Consider the following 22,400-nt stretch of genomic DNA (forward strand, 5'->3'; position numbering starts at 1 on the left):
CAAGGCACCATGGACCGATGCGTGACGACGAGGCGGCCAGAGCCCCAGGGGCGATTGGTGGACTCGTCCTTCGCGCGGTCGACGGAGACGAGCAGGCCACCCACGATCTGCTGGCCCACGTCCACCCACTGGCCCTGCGCTACTGCCGCACCCGGCTGTCCCGACTCCCGGGCGACGCACGGCACTTCGTGGAGGACCTCGCCCAGGAGGTCTGCGTCGCCGTCCTCCTCGCACTGCCCCGCTACAAGGACACCGGCCGCCCCTTCGAGGCCTTCGTCTTCGCCATCGCCGCCCACAAGGTCGCCGACCTCCAGCGCGCCGCGATGCGTCATCCGGGCTCCACGGCCGTCCCCTCCGACGAGATGCCCGAGCGCCCGGACGACTCCCTCGGCCCCGAGGAGCGCGCCCTGCTCAGCAGTGACGCCGAGTGGGCCAAGAAACTCCTGGCCAACCTCCCGGAGAACCAGCGCGAGCTGCTCCTGCTGCGCATCGCCGTAGGTCTCACGGCGGAGGAGACCGGCCAGATGTTGGGAATGTCACCCGGTGCGGTCCGGGTAGCCCAGCACCGGGCGCTGAGCCGACTGCGGGCACTGGCCGAGCAGTAGGGCGCGGCTCTCCGGGGCGGCCAATTGCCCCTTCGGAGACGGCCGCTGGCGCGATGAGTGCGCCTTGAGTGGCAGCGCCTTCCTTGAACAGTCGGCCGACCGATCACGTACGAACATACGAAGCCCGGAGTCGGTCACAGCCGTGGAATCGTGGAATTCGGGGCCCCTGCTTCCCGTTAGCATGGACATCCGCACCGATCAAGGCCATTTGGGGAAGGTGTCATGACTGCCAACGTCGACGGAGTGCCCGCCAAATTCGCGACACTAGGGCTGACCTACGACGACGTGCTGCTGCTGCCGGGCGCGTCCGACGTGCTCCCGAACGCGGTCGACACCTCGTCCCGCATCTCGCGCAACGTCCGGGTCAACATCCCGCTGCTCTCCGCGGCGATGGACAAGGTGACCGAGTCCCGGATGGCGATCTCGATGGCCCGCCAGGGTGGTGTCGGCGTCCTGCACCGCAACCTGTCCGTCGAGGACCAGGTCAACCAGGTCGACCTCGTGAAGCGCTCCGAGTCCGGCATGGTCACCGACCCGATCACCGTGCACCCGGACGCCACGCTCGCCGAGGCCGACGCGCTGTGCGCCAAGTTCCGCATCAGCGGCGTCCCGGTGACCGACGGCAACAAGAAGCTGCTGGGCATCGTCACCAACCGCGACATGGCCTTCGAGACCGACCGCTCCCGTCAGGTGCGCGAGGTCATGACCCCGATGCCCCTGGTCACCGGCAAGGTGGGCATCACCGGCGCCGACGCCATGCAGCTGCTGCGCCGCCACAAGATCGAGAAGCTCCCCCTCGTCGACGAGGCGGGCATCCTCAAGGGCCTCATCACGGTCAAGGACTTCGTCAAGGCCGAGCAGTACCCGAACGCCGCCAAGGACGCCGAGGGCCGCCTCATCGTCGGCGCCGCCGTGGGCGCCAGCCCCGAGGCCCTGGAGCGCGCCCAGGCCCTCGCCGAGGCCGGTGTGGACTTCCTGGTCGTCGACACCTCGCACGGCCACAACAGCAACGCCCTCAACTGGATGGCGAAGATCAAGTCGAGCGTGAACGTCGACGTGATCGGCGGCAACGTCGCCACCCGTGACGGCGCCCAGGCCCTGGTCGACGCCGGTGTCGACGGCATCAAGGTCGGCGTCGGCCCCGGCTCGATCTGTACGACCCGCGTCGTCGCCGGTATCGGCGTCCCGCAGGTCACCGCGATCTACGAAGCCTCCCTCGCCGCCCGCGCGGCCGGCGTCCCGCTCATCGGTGACGGCGGCCTCCAGTACTCCGGAGACATCGGCAAGGCGCTCGCCGCCGGCGCCGACGCGGTCATGCTGGGCAGCCTGCTCGCGGGCTGCGAGGAGTCGCCGGGCGAGCTGCAGTTCATCAACGGCAAGCAGTTCAAGTCGTACCGCGGCATGGGCTCGCTCGGCGCGATGCAGTCCCGCGGCCAGGGCCGGTCGTACTCGAAGGACCGCTACTTCCAGGCCGAGGTCGCCTCCGACGACAAGCTCGTGCCCGAGGGCATCGAGGGCCAGGTGCCCTACCGCGGCCCGCTGGCCAACGTGCTGCACCAGCTCGTCGGCGGTCTGCGCCAGACCATGGGCTACGTGGGCGCGGCCACCATCGAGGAGATGGAGACCAAGGGCCGCTTCGTCCGGATCACGTCGGCGGGCCTCAAGGAGAGCCACCCGCACGACATCCAGATGACGGTCGAGGCACCGAACTACAGCCGCAGCAAGTAGTCGGCAGGCTTCCTCAAGGGCGGCTCCGGACACACCGGGGCCGCCCTTGTCGTACCCGTCGGCGATACTGGAAGACGCTGAGACGCAAGAAGGAAAGGCCACACACGTGACTGAGATCGAGATCGGGCGCGGCAAGCGCGGCCGCCGGGCGTACGCCTTCGACGACATCGCCGTCGTCCCCAGCCGCCGTACGCGGGACCCGAAGGAGGTCTCGATCGCCTGGCAGATCGACGCCTACCGCTTCGAACTGCCCTTCCTGGCCGCCCCCATGGACTCGGTCGTCTCCCCGGCCACCGCGATCCGCATCGGCGAGCTCGGCGGCCTCGGCGTACTGAACCTCGAAGGCCTCTGGACGCGCTACGAGGACCCGCAGCCGCTCCTCGACGAGATCACCGGCCTCGATGTGGACGCCGCGACCCGCCGCCTCCAGGAGATCTACGCCGCTCCCATCAAGGAGGAGCTGATCGGGCAGCGCATCAAGGAGGTGCGCGACTCGGGCGTGGTCACCGCCGCCGCGCTCTCCCCGCAGCGCACGGCCCAGTTCTCCAAGGCCGTCGTCGACGCGGGCGTGGACATCTTCGTCATCCGCGGTACGACGGTCTCGGCGGAGCACGTGTCGGGTTCGCACGAGCCGCTGAACCTGAAGCAGTTCATCTACGAGCTGGACGTCCCGGTGATCGTCGGCGGCTGCGCCACGTACACCGCGGCCCTGCACCTGATGCGCACCGGCGCGGCGGGCGTCCTCGTCGGCTTCGGCGGCGGCGCGGCGCACACCACGCGCAACGTCCTGGGCATCCAGGTCCCGATGGCCACCGCGGTCGCGGACGTGGCCGCCGCCCGCCGCGACTACATGGACGAGTCCGGCGGCCGGTACGCGCACGTCATCGCTGACGGCGGTGTCGGCTGGTCCGGCGACCTCCCCAAGGCGATCGCCTGCGGCGCGGACGCGGTCATGATGGGCTCCCCGCTCGCCCGCGCCACGGACGCGCCGGGCAAGGGCCACCACTGGGGCATGGAGGCGGTGAACGAGGAACTCCCGCGCGGCAAGAAGGTCGACCTCGGCACGGTCGGCACGATCGAGGAGATCCTCACCGGCCCGTCCCACATCCCCGACGGCTCGATGAACATCTTCGGGGCGCTGCGGCGCGCGATGGCGACGACCGGGTACAGCGAGCTGAAGGAGTTCCAGCGGGTCGAGGTCACGGTGGCCGACTCGCAGCACAAGCGGTAGGCGGTAGGCGGTTCTACGACGCTTCGAAGGGCCCGGGCCTGGGTGGTCCGGGCCCTTTTGCGTGCTCAAGTGGGGGTGGTGGGGCGCGTGTTGGGACTAGGGGGGCGCACGGTTGCGTTCGGGGTGATTGTGAGCCGTTTGGCCGTGTCGGGTGGCTAGTGTCCTTGATCGGCGCCCCAGTTCTCTGGGCCGCCCCCTTCCAGGGACATCGTTCCGGACCCGGGCTCTCGGGGCCCGGCCCGAGTTCCGACGAGCCGCCTACCGGGTCAATGGGTGGCGTCGTGGAAGGGCGCGCACCCATGGGTCGTCACCGCAAGCCCACCCGTTGGGACCGAACTTGGCTTCGGCTGGTGAAGTTCCGGAGGAGGTGCAGCTTGTGGATCTATGGAGGAAAGTGAGCGGCCACCCCTATAAGAACTAGGGGTGGACACTCCGTTCACTTTTCAGGAGCCTGCCGCAGTGACCGCTGCGGTGGGCTCCACCTGCTTCTTACGGTACCGGCGCCGCGAGTCGCACGCCACCAGCCCCCGACGCACACCCCGCCTCAAGCGCCCCCCTGCACCACCCGCGCGCCGGGGTCAGAGCGCCGCCTTCTTGGTGCCGGAGAACGCGGCGAACGCGGCGATGGCGAAGAAGACGAAGGTGAGCGGGTCGGAGTCGGCCTTCCAAGCGTCCTGGACCACGCCGAAGTGGTCGAAGAACACCTTGCTGAAGTTCACGCCGTACTCGTCCGCGATGAGCATCGCATCGCCGATCAGCTGGCCGAGGTAGACCGAGCCGAGGGCCAGGACAGCGCTGAACGCGGGGAGCACGGGGTTGCGCCCGCCGAGCCTGCCCGCCGCGAGGCCGATGACGAAGCCGACACCGACCGCCGCCCAGCCGATCTCGTGCTTGGTGGTGCCGATGACGACGCCGTAGATGCCGGCGGCGACCAGGGCCGCGGCGACGGCGGTCAGCAGACCGACCACGATGTTGTTCTTCGGGGGAGCGGGCGGGGCGTACGGCGCGTTCGGGGCCGGCGGCGGTACGGCGCCGGGCTGCTGGGCGTACGGGTTGCCGTCGACCGGCTGCGGCTGCGCAGGCGCCTGCGGCTGGGCCTGTGCCTCGGGCTGCGGCTGTGGCTGCTGTGGTGGCGTGGCTGACTGGCTCATGACAGAGATCCCCCCACGGGATGTGATGACAGGAAAAGTGAAGCGGAGTCGCGTGCGCGCAGATATGCGACAGCTGTGCGACGAGTGTGGGGAGGTTAGCAGGTCGACGTGACCCTGTGACCAGTCGTTTTCGTGCTCAGAGCCGGTGTGCCGCGCCCGTCGGTGTCGCCCCACGCGTGTCCAGCAACAACTGCGCCTTCACGGACAGGCCCTGGAGGTCGTACGTCCGGTGCTGCTGGAGCAGGATCGTCAGGTCGGCGTCGGCAGCCGCCTCGTAGAGGGAGTCCGCGCGCGGGACCGGGCGGTCGAGGACGCTCCAGGACGGGATGTGGGGGTCGTGGTAGCTGACGGAGGCGCCGAGTTCCATCAGGCGGATCGCGATCTCCTGGGCGGGGGTGCCCTGTTGGTCGGCGAGGTCGGCCTTGTAGGTGACGCCGAGCAGCAACACCCGTGCTCCGCGCGCGGACTTGCCGTGCTCGTTGAGGAGTGTGGCGGCGCGCTGGATTACGTAGCGGGGCATTTGGTTGTTGACCTGCTGGGCGAGTTCGACCATGCGGAGGGGGCGGGGGCCGTGGCCGGTGAGGTCCTGGGGGACGGCGTGGCCGCCGACGCCGGGGCCGGGGCGGAAGGCCTGGTAGCCGAACGGTTTGGTCTCGGCGCAGCGGATGACGTCCCAGAGGTCGACGCCCAAGTCGTGGCACAGGACTGCCATTTCGTTGACGAGGGCGATGTTGACGTGCCGGAAATTGGTCTCCAGTAGCTGCACGGTTTCCGCTTCGCGCAGGCCACGCGCGCGTACGACCTTGTCGGTGAGACGGCCGTAGAAGGCGGCGGCCGACTCGGTGCAGGCGGGGGTGAGGCCGCCGATCACCTTGGGGGTGTTGGCCGGGGTGAAGTCGCGGTTGCCGGGGTCGACGCGGCTGGGGGAGTAGGCGAGGTGGAAGTCGCGGCCCGCGCGGAGGCCCGATCCCTCTTCGAGGAGGGGGCGGAGGAAGTTCTCGGTGGTGCCGGGGTGCACCGGTGACTCCAGGATCACCGTGGTGTGCGGGCGCAGGTGGGCCGCGAGGGCGCGGGCGGCCGTCTCCACCTGGCTGAGGTCGGGGTTGCCGTCCGCGTCCGGGGGAGTCGGCGCGCAGATCACGGCGGTGCGTACGCGGCCGAGCTCGGCGGGGTTGGTGGCCGGCCGGAAGCCCCCCGAGAGCATCCGGCGCAGTTCGGCGGGGCTGAGGGAGCCGACCTCGGGGCCGGTCTTGAAGCCGGCCGTGGCGATGCCGGCGGCGACAGCGGCCTGGGCCAGGGGCAGGCCGAGAGGACCGAGTCCGATGACGGCGAGATCTGCGGGCATGGCGTGGGCCGTCCTTCCCAATAACCGAAGTGGGACAGATACCGAAGCGGGACAGATAACCGAAGTGGGACAGGTGCGCAAGCCCTGTGGACAGAACGAGCGAGTGCAATGTCAGACTAGGAGTAAATATGACCGTTATGCGGGATTGGACGGCTGTGTTTTTCGGCAGTCCTGTGATTGTTGTCCACAGGCTGGGGGCGAGTGGTGGCTGAAGTCGGGCAACCCGGTCAGAATTTGGGCAGGAGGGATACGAACCGGGCTTCGCCGAACGGGTGCGGCCGGCGCTACCGATAGCGGGAGGCAGCGGTGAGGACAGCGACACTGGGTCCGGCGCAGCGAGCCGAGGCACTGGCGGGAATGGCCGAGCGGGAACTGGATGTGCTCGTCGTGGGTGCGGGCGTGGTCGGCGCGGGCACCGCCCTGGACGCCGTGACGCGCGGCCTGTCCACGGGACTGGTCGAGGCGCGCGACTGGGCGTCCGGCACATCGAGCAGGTCGAGCAAGCTCATCCATGGAGGTCTGCGCTATCTGGAGATGCTCGACTTCGCCCTCGTCCGCGAGGCACTCAAGGAACGCGGACTGCTGCTGGAGCGGCTCGCCCCGCACCTGGTGAAGCCAGTGGCGTTCCTGTATCCGCTCCAGCACAAGGGCTGGGAGCGTCTGTACGCCGGCTCGGGCGTCGCGCTCTACGACGCGATGTCCATGGCCCGCGCGCACGGGCGGGGTCTGCCCACACACCGTCACCTGAGCCGTCGTCACGCGCTGCGTGTGGCACCCGCGTTGAAGAAGGACGCGCTGGTCGGCGCCCTTCAGTACTACGACGCTCAGATGGACGACGCCCGCTATGTGGCCACCCTGGTGCGCACGGCCTCGTCGTACGGTGCGAAAGTCGCCAACCGCGCGCGCGTGACCGGGTTCCTGCGCGAGGGCGAGCGTGTGGTCGGCGCCAAGGTGGAGGACGTCGAGGCGGGCGGCGAGTACGAGATCCGCGCCAAGCAGATCGTGAACGCCACGGGTGTGTGGACCGACGACACCCAGGCGATGGTCGGGGAGCGCGGCCAGTTCCACGTCCGGGCCTCCAAGGGCATCCACCTGGTCGTCCCGAAGGACCGCATCAACTCCACCAGCGGGCTGATCCTCCGCACCGAGAAGTCCGTGCTGTTCGTCATCCCCTGGGGCCGGCACTGGATCGTCGGCACCACCGACACCGACTGGGACCTCGACAAGGCCCACCCGGCGGCGTCCAGCGCCGACATCGACTATCTGCTGGAGCATGTGAACTCGGTGCTCGCGGTGCCGCTGACCAGAGACGACGTCCAGGGCGTGTACGCGGGGCTGCGTCCGCTGCTCGCCGGTGAGTCGGACGCCACCAGCAAGCTGTCGCGCGAGCACACCGTCGCGCATCCGGTGCCGGGGCTCGTCGTCGTGGCGGGCGGCAAGTACACGACGTACCGGGTGATGGCCAAGGACGCCGTGGACGAGGCGGTGCACGGGCTCGACATGCGGGTCGCCGAGTGCGTCACCGAGGACGTGCCGCTGCTCGGGGCGGAGGGGTACCGGGCGCTGTGGAACGCGCGGGCGCGGATCGCCTCGAAGACCGGCATCCATGTGGTGCGCGTGGAGCACCTGCTGAACCGTTTCGGGTCGATGGCGGAGGAGATCCTCGACCTCATCGCCAAGGACCCCACGCTCGGCGAACCCCTCCAGTTCGCCGACGACTATCTGCGCGCCGAGGTCGTCTACGCCGCCTCGCACGAGGGCGCACGGCACCTGGACGACGTCCTCACCCGTCGCACCCGCATCTCGATCGAGACCTTCGATCGGGGTACGCGCAGCGCCCGTGAGGCCGCCGAGCTGATGGCGCCGGTGCTCGGCTGGGACAAGGACCAGATCGAGCGCGAGGTCGAGCACTACGAGAAGCGGGTGGAGGCCGAGCGGGAGTCGCAACGCCAGCCCGACGACCTGACGGCGGACGCGGCGCGGTTGGGGGCGCCGGACATCGCGCCGCTGTAGGCCGGTTGCGGGTCCGCCGGGTGCGGCCGGTTTCGCCCGAAGCCGGTGTCCCCCGAAGTCCGCCGCGCTCACAGCCCGCTTCACTCGAACGAGTGTCGTGAACTGGGATCTTTGTCCGGAACCCGGCCGTTCTACGAGGTGCGGGGGCAGAACTCGGCGGCGAGCAGGGCCGGTTCGAGACCGGGGTCCGCTATCTCGCTCGTGTTCACACGGAAGGTGAGGACATGCCGGCCGTCGACGGTGGCTGCGGTGCGCACGTAGCTGCCCGAGATACGGCCGTTGTGCCCCCACACCGTGATGCCGCACGGGAGCTTCACGGGGAACAGGCCCATGCCGTACGAGCCGTGTGCGGTACGGGTGTTGAGCATCTCGCGCAGCCGGCGCGGGGGCAGTAGTCCGCCGCCGAGCAGGGCCGAGTAGAAGCGGTCCAGGTCGGCGAGCGTGGTCACCAGCTCGCCCGCGGCGCCGGCCACCCGCGGGTCGAGATCGGTGACGTCGGAGCCGTCGGCGGCGTAAGCGCGGCCGTGCGGTGCGGGAAGAGTGGTGCGGGAGCCCGGGAAGGAGGTGCCCGTCAGACGCAGCGGAGCGATGATGCGGCGCTCGGCCTCGATGGCGTACGAGTTGCCGGTGACCTGTTGGATCACCAGGCCGAGCAGCACGTAGTTGGTGTTCGAGTAGGAGAAGCGGCCGCGATCGGCCGGAGGGTGGGTGACTGCCGTACGGACGGCCTCAGTTGGGGAGACGGGGACCGTGCCCCCGGTGACCGCGGTGAAGTCGTACAGGCCGCTGGTGTGGGTGAGCAGGGAGCGGAGGGTCAGCGCGCGCCCGTCGTTGCCCGCCCCCTGTACCAGACCGGGCAGGTGCTGCTCCACCGTGTCGGACAGGGACAGCCGGTGTTCGGCGGCGAGTTGGAGGATCACGGTCGCGATGAAGGTCTTCGTGATGCTGCCGGCGCGGAAGTGGTCGGCGCGGCTGATGCCCGGTCCGGCCTGTGCGTAGGCCGTCGTGCCGAGTGCGTGGTTCGTCCCGGCGTCCGTGCGGTCCGTCCCGGTCGGTGCGCCGAGGGAGCCTGTGCTGTCGTCGGCCAGCAGCGCCGCGGCGGGGGCTCTGCCCCGGGTGACGAGCAGTCGGACCAGGGCGTTTGTGTTCGGCGCCGGGCCCGCCTGCGAGGCGGCCGTGGACAGACAGAGGAGGGTCAGGGACAGCGGAATGGCCAGCAGTGTCCGAGGCGTGGGCATCGCGGACCTCCGTTCTCGCGGGTCATCCTGCCGGACTTGGCTGTGTGACCTGCGGCGGATATGCGCGGGGATGCGCCGTCGGTGCGCGGGGAGAGGCCCCCTGGGCGTTGGGCACTTGTTCGGTGGGGGACAATGGAGGCTCTGTCAGGGCGGGTTGCATGAGGGGACGCATGTCGGAGGCGGAGCGGGCGGGGACATCCCGTCAGGACACTCGTCGGGACAAGAACGAGCGTCTTCTCGCCGGGCGGTACCGGTTGGGAGGGGTGCTCGGCCGCGGAGGCATGGGCACCGTGTGGCGTGCCGAGGACGAAACCCTGGGCCGGACGGTCGCCGTCAAGGAGCTGCGGTTCCCGTCCAGCATCGACGAGGACGAGAAACGGCGGCTGATCACACGGACGTTGCGCGAGGCCAAGGCCATCGCGCGGATCCGTAACACCAGCGCGGTGACGGTCTACGACGTCGTCGACGAGGACGACCGGCCGTGGATCGTCATGGAGTTGGTCGAGGGCAAGTCGCTCGCCGAGGCCATCCGGGAGGACGGCCTGCTGGAGCCGCGGCGCGCGGCGGAGGTCGGGCTCGCGATACTCGACGTGCTCCGGTCCGCGCACCGTGAGGGCATCCTGCACCGCGACGTGAAGCCGTCGAACGTGCTGATCTCCGAGGACGGCCGGGTCGTGCTCACCGACTTCGGTATCGCGCAGGTCGAGGGCGACCCGTCGATCACCTCCACCGGCATGCTCGTCGGCGCGCCCTCCTACATCTCCCCGGAGCGGGCCCGCGGGCACAAGCCCGGTCCGGCGGCCGATCTCTGGTCGCTCGGCGGGTTGTTGTACGCGGCGGTCGAGGGCGCACCGCCGTACGACAAGGGCTCCGCGATCGCCACGCTCACCGCGGTGATGACCGAGCCGCTGGAGGAGCCGAAGAACGCCGGGCCGTTGAAGGACGTCATCTACGGCCTGCTGAACAAGGACCCGGCCCAGCGTCTCGACGACGCGGGTGCCCGGGCGATGCTCAACGCGGTGATCCACGCGCCCGAGCCCAAGGCGGCCGAGCCGGAGCCGGCGGCGGATGCGACGAGGGTGGTTCCGTTGCCCGCGCAGCCGGGGCCCGCGGAGTCCGGCGGCAAGAAGAGCGGTGGCGGGAGCGGGAGTTCGGGTCCTTCGGCCGGGGCCGAGCGGTTGCGTGGGGCGTTGCGGTCCATGCGGAAGGCCGCGGGGGGTTCGGCGGGGGCCGGGGCGGCCACGGCTGCGGCGGCCGCGGGTTCTGCTACGAGTCCGGGGCCGACTGCGAGTCCGGCTGCGGGTTCGGGTTCTGGTGCGGCTTCAACTCCCGTTGCCGGTAAGCCGGGTGGCTCTGGTGCGGGTGCCGGCGCGGCTGCCGCTGCCGGGGCTGGTTCGGCCGGCGTCGCCGGTACTTCGGGCAAGAGTGGCTCCGGTGCTGCTGGGACCGCAGGCTCCGGTGGCGCGAAGAGCACGGCTGCCGACGGGAGTTCGGGGTCTGCCGCTGCCGGGCCTCGGACGCCCGGGGTGCCTTCGGCTCGGTCGGCGGGTGCTTCTGGTTCGGCGACCCGTCCCGGGACGTCGGCCGGTGCGGGAACTGCGGCGGGTGCCGGTGCTGGCGCTGGTTCCGGGACTACGGCCGGCTCGGGTGCTGCGGCCGGCTCGGCGGCGAAGGCCGGTGCGTCGGACTCGGGTACGCGTGACTCGGGTACAAGTGGCCCCGGTACGCGGGATCTCGGTGGGCAGGCGGCCGGGCTGCGGGAGACGGGACTGCGGGACTCCGGTGCCCGCGACCTGGGTGGCCCGACGCACGAGTCGAGCACCCGGTCCGCCAACTCGGCTTCCGGTGGCCGGAGTTCAGGGTGGCCCGTGATGACGCCGCCGGATCTGCCGCCGCGGCCGGTGCCGAGGGCGCCGATCACCGACGTGGTGCCGAAGCGGACGCTGGTGATCATCGCGGTCGTCATCGTGCTCGCGGTGCTCGGTGTCGTGCTGGCGCTCACGCTCGGTGACGGCGATGGTGGCAGCGGCTCGAAGGGGTCGAAGAGCAACAGCGGTGCCAAGGCGGGCAGTAGCGCCAGTGCGAGCGCGAGCGCGGGTGCCGACGACACCAAGAAGGACAACGGCGACACCGGGAGCACGGGCGGGGCGAAGACCGACTCCACGGCTACGGCACCGGCCGCGGGGAACACGGCGAGTTCGGGTACGAACGCGTCCGGCGGGACCGGTGACGAGGCGGACGGTTCCTCGGGCGGCGCCGCGGTCGTGAAGACGTACAAGGGGAGCCAGGGGTTCTCGATCGGGCTGCCCGCCGGGTGGTCGTACCAGTCGACCGACTCGGCGGGGGTCCGGTTCACCGGGCCGGACGGGCAGAAGCTGCTGGTCGCCTGGACCAGTACGCCGAAGGGCAATCCGGTGGCGGACTGGAAGAACCAGGAGCAGTACATGACGCGCTCCGGGTACACACGGATCCGAATAGAGAAGGTGGACTACCGGAGCTGGAACACGGCCGACTGGGAGTTCACCTATGAGGACGGCGGGACGAAGTACCGCACCATCGACCGCGGGTTCGTCGTCAACAGTCATCTCGGATATGCCCTCATGTACACCGCGAAAGACGCCAATTGGGGCAGCGAGCTCCGCAAGGACACCTGGACGACCCTGACAAAGACGTTCGAACCGAAGTCGTGAGGCGAGTGGGCGCGGGTTTGGCGCGCCAGATCCGTCAACCCCTCTTTGTGGCTTGCCTCCGGCACGTATCGTGAGTGGTTGCGGACCGTACGCATCCAGGTATGTGGGCGGAACGGGCCGCAAGGCGAACGGAATTGACCAACCGGGCGGCCGGGGGAGGCAACGTGGACGACTATGCGGGTCGGGTGCTCGCCGACCGCTACCGCCTGCCGCTGCCGCCCTCCGACGAGTACGAACTCACCGAGACCCGGGCCTTCGACACGTACAGCGGGCAGGAAGTCCTGGTACGCCAGGTGCCGTTGCCGGAGGTCGTCGAGGCGGAGGTGCTCGGCGAGGACGGGCTGCCCGACGGGTTCACGGCGCGTGATCGCGGGGCGCGGCGGCCGACCGCGGCGCGGACCGCCACGCGGCGGCCCTCCGATCCGGCGGTACGGCGTGCGGTCGAGGCCGCGCAGGCCGCGGCGCGGATCCCCGACCATCCCCGGCTGGACCAGGTCTTCGACGTGTTCGCCGAGGGCGGTTCGCTGTGGATAGTGAGCGAACTGGTGTCCGCCCAGCCGTTGTCGGCGCTGCTGGTCGAGAAGCCGTTGTCGCCGTACCGGGCGGCCGAGGTCGCCGCCGACGTGCTGATGGCGCTGCGGGTACTGCACGCGCACGGCTGGGTGCACCGGAACATCACCGCCCGCACGGTGCTCGTCTGCGACGACGGCCGCGTGATGCTGACCGGCCTCGCGGTCGGCGCGGCGGAGGAGGCGCTGTGCGGCTACGACCCGGTGCCGGTCCAGGACGGCGACGAGGGCGGACGCGGGGAGCAAGGCCGGCGCGGTGGCGGGGCAGCGGTACCCGCGAGTTTCCGGGCCCAGGGCGGCTCTGCGCCGCGCGGGGGTGCTACGGCCCAGGGCGGCTCTGCGCCGCGCGGGGGTGCTACGGCCCAGGGCGGCTCTGTGCCGCGTGCGGGTTCCACGGCCCCGGGCGGCTCCCTCCCTCCCGCGGGCTCGACCGCTCCCCCCGGCCCCAGGGCTCCCGGCGGCTCTACGGTTCCTACGGTCCCCGGTAACTCCCGTGGCAGCGGCGCCAGTAGCGGCGGGGCGATCGGCTTCGGCGGCGCGGGTGGCGGAACCGGCGCCGATGCGGCCGCCGGCGCCGTAGGCCCCGGTGCCGTGGACCCCGAGGCCGCCCGGCGGGCCGCGATCGAGGCGCGGGCCGCCGGAGGGCTGCCCGGAGTCGGTGTGGAGGGCGGTGGCGCGAGCGCGTCCTCCGCCGAGCTGGCCCGCAGGGAAGCGGACGCCGGCGGTGACGTCCGGGCCGCGCGGGCCGGCGCGATCGCCGCGTACCGCGCGGGCGCGCGAGCCGCCGCCCGCGTACAGGAGACCCAACAACCAGGACGCCCGGCGCTGCCCGGCGCCCGCCCCGCCGTGGAGGGCGAGCGCGGCGCCGCCCCCCAGGCCAACGGTTCGGCCCAACTGCCGTACGCCGGCGGCAACGGCGTGGAACACACGGCCGGTACCACGCCCCCGGGCCAGATAGCCGACCCCTACGGCGTCCGCAACACCACCTCCTGGCACGGCGCGGCACCTCGCCCCGGCGCACCGTCCCCGACAGACACGTTCCCCGTCCCGGACCCGTCGGCTTACGGCGGCGAGGCTCGTCCCTACGGCGGCGCGGGCACTCCGACGGGTGGCGGCGACGTTCGTCCGCATGGCGAGGAGGCCTCGGCCTACGGCTCGGACGCCCAGGCCTACGGTGGCGAGGCCCGTCCGTACGGCGCAGGCACCCCGACCGGCGGCGGAGACATCCGTCCTCACGACGGGAACGCCTCCACCTACGGCCCGGACGCCCAGGCCTACGGCGGGGAGGCCCGTCCCTACGGCAGCGCGGAGACCCCGACCGGCGGCGGCGACGTTCATCCCCAGGGCGGCGAAGTCTCGGCCTACTCCGGCGAAGCCCGTCCCTACGGCGGCGCGGGCACCCCGACCGGCGGCGGCAACACCCGTCCCCACGGCCCGGACGCCTCACCCCAGGGCGGCGACGCCCGTCCCTACGGCGCGGACACCTCGGCCTACGGCGCGGACACCTCGGCCTACGGCGCGGACACCTCGGCCTACGGCGCGGACACCTCGGCCTACGGCGCGGACACCTCGGCCTACGGGGGAAACGCCTCAGCCTACGGCGGAGAGGCCCGACCTCACGGCGCGGGCGCCTCGGCTCGCGGAGCGGACGGCGCGGTCTACGGCCCGGACACCGCGGCCCATGGCGCGGGCACCTCCGCCTACGGCCCGGACACCGCGGCCCACCGCCCAGGCACCTCCGCCCACACCCCGGACACCTCCACCTACGGCGCCCTCACCCCCGCCGCCGGTCAGCTCGCCGGACAGCCCGGCGTCTCCTCGTCCGGCAACCCCCGTCTCCCCGGACACGACGGGCCCGCCCCCGGCAACTCCGGTAACTCCCCCCAAACCCCCGCCCGTTGGGACGACCTCGCCTCCGTCGGTGCCCCCGCTCGCCGTGGTCCCGCCACCGCGCTCGCCGCCGAGCGGGCGCGGCAGGTGCGGATGACGGTCGTGGGGCCCGTCACCGAGCGGTGGGCGCCCGAGCAGGCCGTGCCGGTGCATGAGAACTGGCAGTTGGCCGCGCCGATCGGGCCGGCGACCGACCTGTGGGCGCTCGGGGCGCTGCTCTTCCGGGCCGTACAGGGGCATGCGCCTTATCCGGAGGAGTCGACGGCCGAGCTGGTGCAGCTCGTGTGTGCGGAGCCGCCTGCCTTCGCCGAGGAGTGCGGGCCACTCAGGCCCGTTGTGGAGTCCCTGTTGCGGCAGGACCCGACCGAGCGGCTCGACTTCGAGGAACTGCGGGGCTGGCTACGGTCGTTGGTGCGTTCGGCGCCCGAGCCCGAGGCCGGTACCCATGTCGTCGCCACCCCGCCGACCGACCCGCGCCGGCTGCCGATCGTGCGGCGGCGCGGCGAGTTGGTGCGCAGGCGGCGGGCCGGGCTGCCCGCGACCAGTCCGCACGGTCGGCACAAGCGGGCCAAGCAGGAAGTCGGAGGGTCGCCACGGAGGTTGGGGCGGACCCTGGTCATCCTCATCTTCCTTCTGCTCGCCGGTGCCGTCGCCTACGCCATGCTCTTCCTGCCCAAGGCCGGGGAGGACACCGGAGCCGGGCAGGGGGACAGGACCGGGACCGCGGGGGACGTCAGTGCCGCGCCCTCCCAGTCCTCGGCCGCGGCGAGCAGTCAGCCGCAGCCCGATCAGACCTCGCCCAGCAGCCACAACACCCCTTCCACATCCGCCAGTTCGAGCCAGACATCGACCGACCCGAACGTCGCCGACGGGTTCGTGCTGCGCAAGGACCCCGAAGGGTTCCAGCTCGCCGTGGCCAAGGGCTGGACCCGTACGCCCAAGAACGGGAGCGGCCAAGTCGTCTACTCCCACGGCGACTTCGAGCTCATCGTCGTAGCGGGACGGGACAGCGCCACGACGAACGGCAGCGACCCGATGGTCTACCAGCGGGACAAGGAGGCCGAGTTGCAGCCGTACCGCAACTCCAGTTGGGCCACCGCGACCGGGCTGCGGACCATCACGGTGGGCGGAAAGACCATGGCCGAGGGGCAGTTCACCTGGACGGACAGTCAGGGTGGTGATCTGTTCGTGCGCAACATGGCGTTCCTCATCAACGGCAGGTACCACATCGTGCAGGTACGCGGCCCGGAGGCTCAACGGGACGAGGTGACACGCCTGTACGAGCAGGCGTCGTCGACCTACCAGTACACCGGGTGACCTGCGAAGGCGGCGCGCCGGAGCGCGCTGGTTCCCGTTCGGGCGCAGAAGCGACAACCGTCACAGTGCGGTCTCCGTGGTACCCCGCCGGTTCCCTGCACGAGGGCCTGTCCTTACGCTGAGCCTGTCAAGAGCATTGCGGGGAAACGTGAATCAGATGCAGGGCCTGCTCCTCGCGGGGCGCTATCGGCTGGCCGAGTCGATCGGCAGCGGCGGCATGGGCCGGGTGTGGCGTGCGCACGACGAGGTGTTGCACCGGGCCGTCGCCATCAAGGAGTTGACGGCCGCGCTCTATGTGTCCGAGAGCGACCAGCCGAGGCTGCTGGCGCGCACCCGCGCCGAGGCGCGCGCCGCCGCGCGGATCAACCACTCGGCCGTCGTCACCGTGCACGACGTACTCGAACACGACGGCCGCCCATGGATCGTCATGGAGCTGGTCGAGGGCAACTCCCTTGCCGACGAGGTCAAGGAGCAGGGCCGGATCGAGCCGGCCGAGGCCGCGCGCATCGGCATATGGGTGCTGCGCGCCCTGCGCGCAGCGCACGCCGCCGGTGTCCTGCACCGTGACGTCAAGCCCGGCAACGTGCTGCTCGGGCAGGACGGGCGGGTGCTGCTCACCGACTTCGGCATCGCGCAGATCGAGGGCGACAGCACCATCACGCGCACGGGAGAGGTCGTAGGCTCCGTCGACTACCTCGCCCCCGAGCGCGTCCGCGGCGCCGACCCCGGACCGTCCTCCGACCTGTGGGCGCTGGGCGCCACGCTCTTCACGGCGGTCGAGGGCCGCTCTCCGTTCCGCCGCACCTCGCCGCTGTCCACCATGCAGGCCGTCGTCGAGGAGGAGGCCGGCGAGCCGCGGAACGCCGGTGCGCTCGCCCCCGTCATCGCCGCACTGCTGAACAAGGACCCCGCGCTACGGCCCGACGCCGACCAAGCCGAGCAGATGCTCGCGGAGGCGGCCGAGGGGCGGCGGCCGCGGGCGGCGGAGGAGTGGCTGCCGACCCAGCAAGTGGGCTCGCGGCAGGGCGGGTTGGCGGAGAACTTCAGTCCGGGTTCGGGCTCCGGTTCCGGTTCGGGTGTGAATCCGTACGGGTCGGCGACCGGGGGTGCGACGCCGTACCCGTCGGCGACCGGGCCGACCACCCACCACACGCCGCTCGTCGGCGGTACGGCGGTCCCGCCCGCCCGGCCGAAGCGCCGCCGGTTCCGTTCGGTCGTCCTGGTGGTCGTCCTCGCCGCGCTCGTCGGCGGCGGTACGGCGCTGGGGCTGCAGAAGTGGAACCAGGACCGCGACGAGAGCGGCACCAGCCCGGGCTCCGGCGTCTCGCAGAGTCCGAGCCCCAGCGGGGTCGACGCCACGGCGTCCCCGGTGCAGGGTTCCGTTCCCGCCAACTGGGAGGTGCACCACGACCCTTGGGGCTTCGACATCTCCCTCCCCAAGGGCTGGAAGCGGAAGGTCTACGGCGTCAGCGACGACGGCAGCATCAAGCAGGTCGACTACACGCCCGACAACGGCGAGCACTTCGTCCGCATCGCCCTCGACACCTCACCGGACTTCCCCACCGCGTACGACCACCAACTGGACCTGGAGGTGCAGCTCCAACGCCTGGTCGACTACAAGCGGGTGACCCTGCAGGAGAACACCTACCGCGACCGTCCGGGCTCCCTCTGGGACTACACCTGGACCGCGCAGGCGAAGGACACCCCCTACCCGGGGCCGCGGCGGGCCATCGAGGAGACGTACATGTCCCGTGACGGCGTCGAGTTCGCGATCTACATGTCGTCCCCGGCCGCCGACTGGGCCGAGACCAGCGCGCAGTTCAAGTCGGTCCTGCAGAGCTGGAGCCCCAACTCGGGCTGACCGCTTCCGGTTGCGTCATGATGGTGCGCATGGGGACCGAGGGGGACAACGTCCGGGTGATCGCCGGGCGTTACCGACTGGAGAAGCGGCTCGGGCGCGGTGGCATGGGCGTCGTGTGGCGGGCGACCGACCAACTGCTGGGCCGCCAGGTCGCCGTCAAGGAGATCGCCCAGGACGACACCCTCTCCGAGGAGGAGGCCCGTCGGCAGCGCGACCGTACGCTGCGCGAGGCACGGGCGGTCGCGCAACTGCGCCACCCGCACGTCATCGTCGTGCACGATGTCGTCGAGCAGGACGAACAGCCGTACATCGTCATGGAGTTGCTCGACGGCGGTTCGCTCGCCGACCTGATCTCCACCCGTGGCCCGCTCGACGCCGCCGAGGGCGCGCGGATCGGGATCGCCCTGCTCGGCGCGTTGCGCACGGCGCATGCGGCGGGCGTCCTGCACCGGGACATCAAACCGGCGAACGTGCTGCTGGGGACCGCCTCCGACGAGGCCGAAGCCGACCGGGTCGTGCTGACCGACTTCGGTATCGCGCAGGTCGTGGGCGCTACGACGCTCACCGAGAGCGGTGCGTTCGTCGGCTCGCCCGAGTACACCGCGCCGGAGCGCATGTCGGGCCTGCGGACCGGTCCCGCGTCCGACCTGTGGTCGCTGGGCGCGCTGCTGTGCACGATCCTGAGCGGTGAATCGCCGTTCCGGCGCGACTCGTTGGGCGGCATCCTGCACGCGGTCGTCTTCGACGAGTTCCGCCCGCCCGAGCAGGTCCGGCCGCTGCTGCCCGTCGTACGAGGACTGCTCGAACGCGATCCGGAACGGCGGCTGGAGGCGGCGGAGGCGGAGCGGATGCTGCGGGCCTTCCTGGACACCGGGCGGACACCGAGCGCCACGTCGTCCGGCCGTACGGCACACCCGACGCCGGGCTACACGCCGACCCAACGGGACGTACCTCGAGGGCAGTTGACCACTCCGGCGATGCCGCCCGCCCCCGCGCCCTCCGCCACGGCCGAGCAGCAGTCGCCCCGGCGTACCAGGCGCGGTGTGCTCGTCACCGCGTTGCTGGTCGCGGCGATGGCGGGGGCCGGGGTGTCGGCGGCGGCGCTGTTGATACGGGGGGACGGGGACGGGGGTGCCGCCGGGCCGGTGAGTTCGGCGCCGTTGACCTCCACGAGTGCCGGTACGCGGTCACCGTCCTCCACACCAACACCAACACCCACACCCACACCCACACCCTCGGCCACGCCCAACACCCCCACCGCGCCCTCCGGTTACCGCATCGCCCACGATCCCGACGGCTTCTCCCTCGCCGTACCGGAGGACTTCGTGCGGGTACCGCAGGGCGAGCGCATCTTCTACATGTCGCCGGGGGAGACCTTCCGCCTCGGCATCAAGATGTCCGACCCCGAACAGGGCGGCCCGCTCGCGGTGATGAAGCGCTCGGCGGCCAAGGGGGCGGACACGAACCCCGGTTACCACGACGGCAAGGTCACCGACACCACGCACTACGGACACCCCGCCGCGCTGTGGGAGTTCAGCTGGAACGGCTTCAGCACGGCGGAAGGACCCCGGCACACCTACGACATGGCCTGGGAGGAGAACGGCCGGATGTACGACGTGTGGGTGTCGGCGCCGGTCGGGAAGGTGCGGGAGGCGAAGGAGTACTTCGACGTCGCACTCGACACGTTCGCACGGGCATGAACCCGATATATGGGACATCCCGCGTCACGGCTCTGTGACCGGAAAGCACCAGAGGTGGCTACGGCGCCGCTTGGCGCGATATGGATGGACGCATGAGCAGCAACGGGGGAGCCCGAAACGGAGCCGACGAGCCGACGAGTTTCGCACTGCAACCGCCGAACCCGCGGCTGGCCGTGCCCACGCCGGTGCCGCACCCGAACAACCCGTACGCGGCTGCCGCCCCCGCCCCCGCCCCCTCGCCGGAACCCGGCACCGGACGCCTCATAGCCGGGCGCTACCGGCTGCTCGGCAAGCTCGGGCACGGCGGGATGGGCACGGTGTGGCGGGCCAAGGACGAGACGGTGGACCGCGAGGTCGCCGTGAAGGAGCCGCGCGTCCCGGACCACCTTCCCGAACGCGAACGCGCCAACGCCTTCGAACGGATGCGTCGCGAGGCCCGCGCGGCGGCCCGGCTCGACCACCCGGCGGTCGTGAACGTGCATGACGTGGCCGTCGTCGACGGTCAGCCGTGGATCGTGATGGAGCTGGTGACCGGCCGCTCGCTGGGCGACGCGTTGCAGGAGGGCACCCTTGACGCGCGCGACGCGGCCCGGATCGGCCTTCAGGTGCTGGGCGCGCTGGAGGCGGCACACGCGGCGGGCGTCCTGCACCGTGATGTGAAGCCGGACAACGTCCTGTTGGGCCGGCACGACCGCGTCGTCCTGACCGACTTCGGCATCGCGCAGATCGAGGGCGAGACGAATCTGACCGACACCGGCGGCTTCGTCGGCTCGCCCGAATACATCGCGCCGGAACGGGTGTTGGGCCAGCGCCCCGGCCCCGCCTCCGACCTGTGGTCCCTCGGCGTGGTCCTGTACGCGGCGACGGAGGGCGTCTCGCCGTTCCGCCGCAGCAACACCCCCGCCACCCTCCAGTCGGTCCTCAACTCCGCGCCCGCACCGCCGACTTCGGCACCGGGCCCGCTCGCCGACCTCATCACCGCCCTCCTCGCCAAGGACGCGGCGAGCCGCCCGAACGCGGCCCAGGTGCGCACCGCGCTGGAATCGGTGGCGAACCCGCCGGCGCCGGTGCCCACACAGGAGGTGCGGTACGTCGAACGCCCCAGTACGGCAAGGGGAGTTCGGCCGGGCCGCAAGACGTGGTTCGGGCTCGGTGCGGCGGTCGTCGCGGTGGCGGTGGCGGCGTCGTATCTGCTGATCGCGAACCCGTTCGCCGGATCGCGGACGCTCCCGTCCGACTGGAAGAAGCACCGCGAGACGGACGTGGCGGCGACGCTCGCGGTTCCCGCCAAGTACACGCGCGATGTGCCCGACCGGAAGACCGACAAGGGCCACTGGGTCACGTACACGGACCTGAGCGGGAGTATCCAGATCGGCCTGCTCCTCGACCGGAAGTCCGAGGACGCCCTCCACGAGATCAAGGACTCGGCCGCCGCCCAGATGTACGACGACAACGGAGACTTCAAGGAGAGCGGCAGCTCCGAACTCGACATGGCGAAGGGCGGGAAGACCAGACCGAAGCCGACCGGTACCTATCGGGGCAGGCCCGCAGCCATGAACACGATCGCCTACGACACCGATGACACCCAGGACGCCCTTCCCTGGGAGGTGCAGATCCTCTACTACAAGACCACCGTCGGCGACATGTACCGCCTCACGATCAGTTACCCCGGCGACGGCGATTTCACCGCCCGCGGCCGCGAGGTGGCGAAGACGGCGATCGCGAACCTGGACGTCGACAGGTTGTGAGCGGTGGTACGGATGCCGAGGTCGCGGTCGTGAGCGTGCGCGCGCTCGGCGACCGCGGTCTGCCGGCCGATGTGATCGACGTGTACACCGCCCGCCACCGCTACTCCGCCGTGGAACTGGAGCAGTTGGGCCTGCGCGACGGCGGAACGGACTTCGACCTCTTCGGGCTGCGGGACCGCCTGGAGAGTGTCGTCTGGGTGAGCGACGAGGAGTTCGCGGCGCAGGGACTCGACGCGGCGGAGATCGCGGAACTGCGGCGCTGGGCCCTGGAATGGGAGTCCGATCTCGGGCTGCGGCTCGCGGAGGAGTACGACGACGGTCCGGACGGCGAGGGAGAATAGTTACGAACTCCCCGCCGATACCCGGTACTTCCCCGGCGTCACCCCGAACTCCCGGCTGAACGCGTGCGACAGGGCGTACGGGCTGCCGTACCCCGCCTCCCGTGCCACCACCGCCAGCGAGGCGTCCGTGTCGCGCAGCCGCGTCGCCGCCAACGTCAGCCGCCACCACGTCAGATACGCCATCGGTGCCCGCCCCACCAGCGCGGTGAACCGGCGGGCCAGCGTCGCCCGGGACACGCCCGCCGCCGCGGCCAGCCGGTCGTTGGTCCAGGGGGCGGCCGGGTCCGAGTGCAGGGCCCGTAGCGCGGCCGTGGTCACCGGATCGCTCAGCACCGACGGCCAACTGCCCGTCTCCGCCTCGGACATCCACGCCCGCACCATGTAGATCAGCAGCAGGTCGAGCAGGCTCGGCAGCGCCAGGCAGGCTCCCGGCCGCCGTTCGTCCAACTCGTTCGCCAACAGGTCGACGGCGGACCGGAGTTCGGGATGGCGGCCGACCCGGTTCGGCAGATGGACCACCTCCGGCAGCTCCGCCATCAGCGGATGCGTCCGGCTCCGGTCCAGCCGGTACTTCCCGCACAGCAACTCGACCTCGCGCCCGTCCCCGCCCCCGGCCGGCCGCCGCATCTCCTCGAACGGCACCGCCCGCGCCGTGTCACCGGGCGAGTCCGCCAGCACGTGTCCCGCACCGTGCGGCAGCAGTACGACGTCCCCCGCACCCAGCGTCACCGGTTCACCGCCCGTGTCGGGCACCAGCCAGCAGCCACCCGCGAGCACGACATGGAACCCGGCACCCGCGTACGGTGCGAGCCGCGTGCACCAACTGCCGCCCACGCGCAGCCGGTTGGAGGAGGGCCGCCCGGTCCGTACGGCGGAGATCGCGTCGCTCACCACGTCCATGCGGCCAGGTTACGCCAGGGACAGCAGCGGTGAGTTGTCTGCGTATCCAGATGAGCCATCGGCGCATTGAAGC

Annotated in this window: 14 protein-coding genes; 10 read left to right on the forward strand and 4 right to left on the reverse strand. The window is 71.3% G+C overall.

Annotated features, from left to right (window positions below):
• Nucleotides 1-17: 17 nt before the first annotated feature.
• The 3 genes from OG588_RS30395 (at nucleotide 18) to OG588_RS30405 (ending at nucleotide 3,564) form a co-directional block, all read left to right on the forward strand.
• Entirely contained in the window at nucleotides 18-605 is a 588-nt protein-coding gene (locus OG588_RS30395) for a sigma-70 family RNA polymerase sigma factor (RefSeq protein ID WP_328680015.1), read from the forward strand.
• Between the two features lie 222 nt (nucleotides 606-827).
• Complete coding sequence (gene guaB, locus OG588_RS30400) at nucleotides 828-2,333, forward strand: IMP dehydrogenase (RefSeq protein WP_019055586.1); 1,506 nt, start codon at nucleotides 828-830, stop codon at nucleotides 2,331-2,333.
• Nucleotides 2,334-2,439: 106 nt separating this feature from the next.
• Nucleotides 2,440-3,564 carry a GuaB3 family IMP dehydrogenase-related protein gene (locus OG588_RS30405; RefSeq protein ID WP_019055587.1) on the forward strand — a complete coding sequence of 375 codons (1,125 nt, stop codon included), beginning with the start codon at nucleotides 2,440-2,442 and terminating at the stop codon, nucleotides 3,562-3,564.
• 578 nt (nucleotides 3,565-4,142) lie between these two features.
• On the opposite strand, the gene OG588_RS30410 is transcribed toward OG588_RS30405, so the two are convergent.
• A complete protein-coding gene (locus OG588_RS30410) occupies nucleotides 4,143-4,715 on the reverse strand; it encodes a hypothetical protein (RefSeq protein ID WP_405950040.1) in 573 nt (190 codons plus the stop codon).
• A gap of 136 nt (nucleotides 4,716-4,851) precedes the next feature.
• On the reverse strand, nucleotides 4,852-6,060 hold the full coding sequence (locus OG588_RS30415) for a nucleotide sugar dehydrogenase (RefSeq protein WP_019055590.1): 1,209 nt from the start codon (nucleotides 6,058-6,060) through the stop codon (nucleotides 4,852-4,854).
• Between the two features lie 306 nt (nucleotides 6,061-6,366).
• Between OG588_RS30415 and OG588_RS30420 the strand changes: the two genes are divergently transcribed.
• A complete protein-coding gene (locus OG588_RS30420) occupies nucleotides 6,367-8,073 on the forward strand; it encodes a glycerol-3-phosphate dehydrogenase/oxidase (protein WP_366095485.1) in 1,707 nt (568 codons plus the stop codon).
• Between the two features lie 131 nt (nucleotides 8,074-8,204).
• Here OG588_RS30420 and OG588_RS30425 read toward each other — a convergent pair whose 3' ends face one another.
• Complete coding sequence (locus tag OG588_RS30425; RefSeq protein WP_405950041.1) at nucleotides 8,205-9,311, reverse strand: serine hydrolase domain-containing protein; 1,107 nt, start codon at nucleotides 9,309-9,311, stop codon at nucleotides 8,205-8,207.
• Nucleotides 9,312-9,481: 170 nt separating this feature from the next.
• On the opposite strand from OG588_RS30425, the gene OG588_RS30430 reads away from it, so the two are divergent.
• The 6 genes from OG588_RS30430 (at nucleotide 9,482) to OG588_RS30455 (ending at nucleotide 21,427) form a co-directional block, all read left to right on the forward strand.
• Entirely contained in the window at nucleotides 9,482-12,001 is a 2,520-nt protein-coding gene (locus OG588_RS30430; protein WP_405953245.1) for a serine/threonine-protein kinase, read from the forward strand.
• 164 nt (nucleotides 12,002-12,165) lie between these two features.
• Complete coding sequence (locus tag OG588_RS30435; protein WP_405950042.1) at nucleotides 12,166-15,777, forward strand: protein kinase; 3,612 nt, start codon at nucleotides 12,166-12,168, stop codon at nucleotides 15,775-15,777.
• A 157-nt stretch (nucleotides 15,778-15,934) separates the two neighbouring features.
• Nucleotides 15,935-17,638 (forward strand): serine/threonine-protein kinase, encoded by a 1,704-nt coding sequence (locus OG588_RS30440; RefSeq protein ID WP_405953246.1) that lies wholly within the window; start codon nucleotides 15,935-15,937, stop codon nucleotides 17,636-17,638.
• 29 nt (nucleotides 17,639-17,667) lie between these two features.
• The gene (locus OG588_RS30445; protein ID WP_405950043.1) at nucleotides 17,668-19,338 is read left to right on the forward strand and encodes a serine/threonine-protein kinase; all 1,671 of its coding nucleotides are present in this window, start codon (nucleotides 17,668-17,670) and stop codon (nucleotides 19,336-19,338) included.
• Nucleotides 19,339-19,430: 92 nt separating this feature from the next.
• Nucleotides 19,431-21,086 carry a serine/threonine-protein kinase gene (locus OG588_RS30450; protein ID WP_405950044.1) on the forward strand — a complete coding sequence of 552 codons (1,656 nt, stop codon included), beginning with the start codon at nucleotides 19,431-19,433 and terminating at the stop codon, nucleotides 21,084-21,086.
• A 29-nt stretch (nucleotides 21,087-21,115) separates the two neighbouring features.
• Complete coding sequence (locus tag OG588_RS30455; RefSeq protein ID WP_405950045.1) at nucleotides 21,116-21,427, forward strand: hypothetical protein; 312 nt, start codon at nucleotides 21,116-21,118, stop codon at nucleotides 21,425-21,427.
• Here the strand turns inward: OG588_RS30455 and OG588_RS30460 are convergent, their stop codons facing one another.
• Entirely contained in the window at nucleotides 21,428-22,327 is a 900-nt protein-coding gene (locus OG588_RS30460; RefSeq protein ID WP_398848745.1) for an AraC family transcriptional regulator, read from the reverse strand.
• Nucleotides 22,328-22,400 lie beyond the last annotated feature (73 nt).

The sequence above is a fragment of the Streptomyces prunicolor genome (assembly GCF_045162825.1).
Lineage (GTDB): Bacteria > Actinomycetota > Actinomycetes > Streptomycetales > Streptomycetaceae > Streptomyces > Streptomyces prunicolor.

Coding starts and splice junctions, on each gene's coding strand:
- guaB (WP_019055586.1), top strand. CDS start 828: ATGACTGCCAACGTCGACGGAGTGCCCGCCAAATTCGCGACACTAGGG.
- OG588_RS30445 (WP_405950043.1), top strand. CDS start 17,668: ATGGGGACCGAGGGGGACAACGTCCGGGTGATCGCCGGGCGTTACCGA.
- OG588_RS30410 (WP_405950040.1), bottom strand. CDS start 4,715: ATGAGCCAGTCAGCCACGCCACCACAGCAGCCACAGCCGCAGCCCGAG.
- OG588_RS30395 (WP_328680015.1), top strand. CDS start 18: ATGCGTGACGACGAGGCGGCCAGAGCCCCAGGGGCGATTGGTGGACTC.
- OG588_RS30440 (WP_405953246.1), top strand. CDS start 15,935: ATGCAGGGCCTGCTCCTCGCGGGGCGCTATCGGCTGGCCGAGTCGATC.
- OG588_RS30450 (WP_405950044.1), top strand. CDS start 19,431: ATGAGCAGCAACGGGGGAGCCCGAAACGGAGCCGACGAGCCGACGAGT.
- OG588_RS30425 (WP_405950041.1), bottom strand. CDS start 9,311: ATGCCCACGCCTCGGACACTGCTGGCCATTCCGCTGTCCCTGACCCTC.
- OG588_RS30430 (WP_405953245.1), top strand. CDS start 9,482: ATGTCGGAGGCGGAGCGGGCGGGGACATCCCGTCAGGACACTCGTCGG.
- OG588_RS30460 (WP_398848745.1), bottom strand. CDS start 22,327: ATGGACGTGGTGAGCGACGCGATCTCCGCCGTACGGACCGGGCGGCCC.
- OG588_RS30415 (WP_019055590.1), bottom strand. CDS start 6,060: ATGCCCGCAGATCTCGCCGTCATCGGACTCGGTCCTCTCGGCCTGCCC.